The following is a 6000-nucleotide window of genomic DNA, read 5'->3' as shown; positions in this document are numbered from 1 at the left end:
AGTGGTCTGAGCCGTTAGTTCGTCGGGGGTATTTGCCAGGCTGTCGGGTCGCCGAGGTAGAGCCCGCATGCGGTGTCGAGTGCGTCTTCAGGGCTGCCGGTGAAGTCGCCTGTAGGCAGCAGCGAATCTTCGTACTTGCCCTTGGACGCGAGGTGGATCGCGAAGCCCCATCTGCTAGCGGAGCCGTTGTATCGCAGCCGCATCAACACCAGGACCGACTCGTCCGGTAGTACACCGTCGACGTAGGCGAACGCGCCACGAAATCGGACGTTGACTCGCGCGAGTTGCGGCCACCTCGTTCGGGCGTGGCCGCTGAGCTTGAGGCGCAGTGAGCTTTTCGTCGATTCCGGTGGTGTCGGCACGCATCCGATCGTGCCCGATCCGTGTGGTCCACCCAACATTTCGCGGATCATCGGCGTGCCGCGGCCCGAGACAGGTGTGACTCAGGTGTCCTTTTGAGGCATGAGTGACAAAACCGCTCGACCCTCGGCCTGCGTGATCGTCCTGTCCACCAGCGACCGTCAGGTTCTCGAAACATGGGTGAGGTGTGGGTCGACACCGCAGAAGACAGTGCTGCGGTCTCTGATCGTGCTGCTCGCCGCGGACGGCTGCACCAACGCAAGTATCGCCATCGAACTCGACGTTCATCCCGACACGGTCCGTAAGTGGCGCAGCCGGTTCCACCATCACGGTATCGATGCCCTCGCCGACGCACCACGGTCGGGCCGGCCACCGATCTACACCCCCGCTGACATCGCTGCAGTGAAAGCGTGGGCGTGTCAGATCCCGGCCGATCACGATATTCCGATCGCACGGTGGTCCACCCCGGAACTCGCCGCCCAACTCGCACGCGACGGCATGACCGTCTCGGTGTCGACGGTGCGCCGGTGGCTGGACGAGGATGCGCTCAAACCGTGGCAGCATCGCTCCTGGATCGCCGCCCGCGACCCGAACTTCGAGATGAGAGCATCTGTCGTTCTCGACCTGTACGCACGCCGCTACGCAGGCAAACCGTTGGGCAGCAACGAGTTTGTGATCTCGGCCGATGAAAAGCCGTCGATCCAAGCCCGCGACCGCTGCCACCGCACCACCGCCGCCGCACCAGGTCGCCCGATGCGCGTCAGCCACGACTACCGCCGCCGCGGCGCGCTCACCTACCTCGCTGCCTACGACGTCCACACCGCACGGGTCTTCGGCCGCTGCGAGCAAAGCACCGGCATCACCGAGTTCACCGCCCTCGTCGATCAGGTCATGACGAGCGAACCGTACGCGTCCGCCGACCGGGTGTTTTGGGTCGTCGACAACGGCTCCTCGCACCGCGGACAAGCATCGATCGACCGCCTCACCGCCCGATACCCGAACGCGGTCATGGTGCACACCCCGGTGCACGCATCATGGCTCAACCAAGTCGAGATCTACTTTTCCATCGTCCAACGCAAAGTCCTCACGCCCAATGACTTTCCCGACCTCACCTCAGTCGAGAACCGGTTGCACACCTTCGCCGAACGCTACAACCGCACCGCCGAACCCTTCGCCTGGAAATACACCCGCCGGGACCTCCACCGCCAACTCAAACTGATCGATCAAAGCAGCGAGGCGGCATGACCCCCCGACGAACTAACGGCTCAGACCACTAAGTCGAAGGCAGGACCGCGACGGTGATGACGACTGGTGTTCGTCCGCCGTACCCGTCATCAACGAGGATCGTGAACGTATCCGCTTTGTCCGCATCGGTGGCCCCCACCGCGGCCGCAGCATGTCGCGCTTCAGGAGACGGTTCGTACGTGAAACTGATTGTCTCCTCGACGATGTGGACATCGACGCTGCCCTTGCTCGGCGGGTCGGACACGGTTACCTCGAGCCTATCCACAGAGTCCGTGGCAGTGAAACCACCAGTCACAACGCCCGTGACCGGATCGCCTTCGTCGACCTGGACTTGAGATGTCAGCACCGGGACGTCATTTTCCCAGGCGACCACCACGGTCACCACTTCTGATGCAGTTGCTCCATGTCGGTCGGTCACGCCGACCGTGAACGTATCGGTGCTTCCTGCCGGCTGGTTTGCGTAGTAGGACAGATCTGGAATGTATAAGAACTCATTGTTGCCACCGAATTCGACGGTTCCATGCTGTGGCCCTGCGACCACTTCGTAGGTGAGTGAATCCTGGTCGTGGGCATCGGGATCTTGGCCCGCTGCGGTGTAGAGAACAAGCCCGCCGTGGGCGTCAGTCACAGTCGGTCCTTCGACAGTGAGCGTGGGAGGGGTGTTGGTTCCGATGACCTGAATCGTCACCGAGATCTCGACCTGTCCGCCGTGCCCATCGTCGGCGCGCACCGTGAAGTGATCTTCTGCATCTACAGATGCGCCGTGCGCGTAGTCCTCGAACGGGACGTAACGGTAGTTGCCGTTCGGGTCGATCTCTACCGTGCCGTTGGCGGGGCCTGAGGCCAGTTCATAAGTGATCGTGTCGGTTTCGTCTTCGTCGACTGCAACGACAGTGCCCGTGTATGGGTAGTAACCACCGACATGCACGTCTTCCGGCGCCCTGTTCAGCTGAGGAATCTCAACTGCGATCGTTCGGATGACAATCCCACCGTGGCCGTCGTCGATCGTCACCGTAAAGGTGTCTGTGCCAGGCCCTTCGTGGTACTCGTCGTAGTCCGGGACATACCGAAAGTTGCCTCGTCCACCCTCCAGAGGGTCGACAATCAAGCTTCCCTTGGCGGGATCACTGAACGTCGGATAGACCTCGTCGTCCACGTCATCGAAGACTATGTCGAACAGCAACACCCCCTCGGAGCCCGCATCATCCGTCGACAGCGAGATTTCAAGCGTTGGAACTTCGTTCGTCGGCAGGACGTTGACCATGATTTCCAGAGGTTCGGATCTCGCCCCGAACACGTCCACCGCGTAGACTGTGAACCTGTCAGTTCCCGAAGATCCTGATACTGCGAGGGAATGCGCGTAGGCGCTGTCGGGCGTGTACGTATATGTCCCATCGGCATTGAGCACGACATCACCATTTTCGGGCTCGGCGTCAACTGTCAGGTAGATCGGCGTGTCACCGTCTGGATCTTCCGCCGTCACCACGCCCGTATAGGCACCCGGGACAGTCGGGAGGTAGGAGATGGTGGGCGCTGCGTTTATGTGCGCGACGTCTACATTGACCGTTTGTTCCGACTCCCCTCCATGACCGTCGGTAACCTTGATCCAGAAAGTCTCTGTCGCTCCGCCCTGTTGAGCGGCAAGGTGGTAGAAGTCTGGATCTGGGGTGAAGGTGTATGTCCCATTGCTGTTTGCGACAACCGTTCCATTCTCAGGTTGAACTATTTCAAACTCGTGTACGTCGCCGACGTCAGAATCGGTGACGGTCACGCTGAACACCTGCACTCCGTTGGCATCCGGCGAACCGAGAGGTGTGACTTTGAGTGATGGCAAGGCATTTGCGCCGATCACCGTTACCTCGACAGGCACGGCCGACACGATTCCACCATGTCCATCGTCGACCGTGACTGTGAACGAGTCTGTGTTGGGACCGCCATTGAGAACCGCGTGAGCGTAGTCGCCATCAGGGGTGTAGGTAAGAGTGCCGTCTGCATTCCGCACGACAGTTCCGTGTGCGGGCTCGGTGAAGGTCACAGTCAGCGGATCACCGTCTTCGTCATGCCCGGTGACGGTGTAGACAATTGAACCGTTGGCACCAGTGGGTGTTCCCGAGGACACATCTACGGTCGGGGCAGTGTTTTGCGGCGCAACGGTTACGTTGACCGTGCTCGTGACCGTAGCGATTCCGTCTGTAGCCGTGAATGTGAATTGGTCCGCGCCGTTCGCGCCACCCGCCACGTCATGGGCATGATCGGGGGACGGCGTGTACGTGTAAGTACCGTCTAGATTTCGAATTAACTCTCCGTGCGTAGGACCTCCCGTGACCTCGAGAGTCGTCGAATCTTCTTCGGGGTCGGAGACATTCACGCTGTACGTTATCGAACCCGTCGAGTCCGGTTCACCCTGCTGGACCACCGAGATCACCGGCGGCATGTTCATCGGACCGACGACTACTGGAACAGTGATGGTCTCAGAGTCAGTTCCACCGTGTCCATCGTTGATCGTGACGACGAACTCGTCAGAGCCAGCACCTCCTTGACCATTGAAGTATTGGATGTCAGGCGTGTAGGTATAGGCTCCGGCGCCGGCGGCAATAAGCGTTCCGTGGGCAGGCGCAGAAACGTTGAACTCGAGGTCATCATCATCGGGGTCGCTGGCAGTAACCGTGTACGTACGGATGCCCGTTACAGGATCGGGTTCATCCACAGTCACATTCAGCACGGGGGCTTCGTTCACCTGTGCGACGCCGACGGGTACGACCACTCTCGTTCCGTGGCCCCGTTGTCCCCAGAGGAAGTGATGATGATGACGGCCTGTCTTGTCGCTCACCTCCACTGTGAACGCGTCGTTGCCCCCGCTCTCATGGGCCCACTCCGCGTCGGGCGTGTACTGAAATGTGCCATCAGAATTGACAGAAACCGCCCCATGCGACGGCGCGCGAACAACCCGATACGTGATCGGGTCGCCCTCACGGTCGGTTGCGTTGAGATCGCCGACGATCTCGCCGCCCTCGCCCTGAGGGGCAGTGGTTGGCTCGGCGGTCGGCGCGTGGTTGTGCCAGTGATACTGGTGTTGACGGCGGGCAAACCACAGCAGTGTCCAGAGAGTCGGCGGGGCCATCGGTGGGGCACCACCGCCACCGATGAGCGGAGCCAGACCTACCCAGAACAACAATCCAAGTGTCACCTGAGCAGGTCGCGCAGCTGAAAACGATGGCTGACTCAGCGCGGCAGGAGCGGTGAAGAACGGGGCGGTCTGCACGACTTCATCTGAAGGTGAGGCGAACAGGCTCAGCGCAGTTGGCCGGGAGGGCGCCGCCGACGGTTGACCTACAGAATTCGGTGCAGGTGCCTCAGGGGCGCCGAGCGGGCCCTCCTCGCCTAGCCGATTGAGCGGTGCGATCGTGGTCGGTGCCGAAGGCGACGCCTCATCGGGACCGTCGTCGTCAGGAATAACGTCAGGCCGGGCTCCTGTTGCGTTTGGATCGGAGACTCCCGCCGACGGCGCCTCGGCCTCCGGCACAACAGTGCTCACGGCGGGCGGTTCCTCCCGATCAGGTGCGGAGGGCACTTCAACCTCAGTTTGTCCCCCGGTGTCAGCTACCGGACTGGTCGGCTGCTCCGGTTCGACTTCCACGGACTCCATAGTCGAAGGGTCGCCCGAAATCGCACTCAGATCACCAGGTGGCTGGGCGGCGTCAATCTGACTCGAAGTCTCGGGTGGCGACTCACCGGTGAGCGGGTCAGCAGAGGCAACGCCCTGCCCCGTCATTACCGCCACGCTCAGTCCGGCGGCGAGCGCCAGTCCTCGAACTCGCGAGACATATTTCGCTGCACCCATGGTCCACCCTTTTCGCTGGCAGCTTTGCCTGGCCCAATGCAACGGGCCCCGAGACCGGAGAACTGGTGCGAGGGACGATACTCGTAATTTGCTGTAGACGATCCCGATTTGAGGTACTAAGTTTTAGCAATTACATGCGCTCACCACTTCGACACCCGCCGCCGCGTCGTCGTCGCCGAGCCACCGCGAATGCGCGATCGAGTTGTCCACGGGCTTGCCACTTATCCCCAGGCGAGGGATTTCTCCTTGATCGGCAGGGGGACAACCGCCTCGGAGTACCAAGATCGAGATATGGGGACAACACTTCTGATGACCAACGGCTCATCCGGCGGCGCGATGCCGCGTCGGTCGGGCTCGACGACGAAGCACTGCGGGTCCGGGTCAAGACCGGACAGCTGACCCGGCTCTACCGCGGCTTCTACACCTTCAGCTGCGACCTCGACGACCTGGCTGAACACGAACGTGAACAGCTTCAGTATCGGCGTACGGTGCTCGGCGCTGCGAACGCCGGCGACGGGTCGAAAGCCGTCAGTCATCATTCAGCCGCGGTCCTC

Annotated in this window: 4 protein-coding genes; 1 reads left to right on the top strand and 3 read right to left on the bottom strand. The window is 61.4% G+C overall.

Annotated features, from left to right (window positions below):
* Positions 1-14: 14 nt before the first annotated feature.
* Positions 15-362 (bottom strand): hypothetical protein, encoded by a 348-nt coding sequence (locus tag BFL43_RS03800; protein WP_084889720.1) that lies wholly within the window; start codon positions 360-362, stop codon positions 15-17.
* Positions 363-462: 100 nt separating this feature from the next.
* Here BFL43_RS03800 and BFL43_RS03795 point away from each other — a divergent pair, with 100 nt between their 5' ends.
* The gene (locus BFL43_RS03795; protein WP_084889713.1) at positions 463-1605 is read left to right on the top strand and encodes an IS630 family transposase; all 1143 of its coding nucleotides are present in this window, start codon (positions 463-465) and stop codon (positions 1603-1605) included.
* A gap of 28 nt (positions 1606-1633) precedes the next feature.
* Here the strand turns inward: BFL43_RS03795 and BFL43_RS03790 are convergent, their stop codons facing one another.
* Both BFL43_RS03790 and BFL43_RS29330 read right to left on the bottom strand, forming a co-directional pair.
* Positions 1634-4726, bottom strand: coding sequence for an Ig-like domain-containing protein (locus tag BFL43_RS03790; protein ID WP_168176522.1), 3093 nt, complete (start codon positions 4724-4726; stop codon positions 1634-1636).
* 941 nt (positions 4727-5667) lie between these two features.
* Positions 5668-5982, bottom strand: a complete 315-nt coding sequence (locus tag BFL43_RS29330; RefSeq protein WP_084890917.1) for a hypothetical protein — start codon at positions 5980-5982, stop codon at positions 5668-5670.
* Between the last annotated feature and the right edge of the window lie 18 nt (positions 5983-6000).

Origin of the sequence: Williamsia sp. 1135 (assembly GCF_002095395.1) — a bacterium.
GTDB lineage: Bacteria > Actinomycetota > Actinomycetes > Mycobacteriales > Mycobacteriaceae > Williamsia.
This window is presented reverse-complemented; position numbering and strand designations above follow the sequence as displayed.

Bases quoted from the DNA above. Each gene is read 5' to 3' on its own strand.
- BFL43_RS03795 (WP_084889713.1), top strand. From the start codon at position 463: ATGAGTGACAAAACCGCTCGACCCTCGGCCTGCGTGATCGTCCTGTCC.
- BFL43_RS03790 (WP_168176522.1), bottom strand. From the start codon at position 4,726: ATGGCCCCGCCGACTCTCTGGACACTGCTGTGGTTTGCCCGCCGTCAA.
- BFL43_RS29330 (WP_084890917.1), bottom strand. From the start codon at position 5,982: ATGACTGACGGCTTTCGACCCGTCGCCGGCGTTCGCAGCGCCGAGCAC.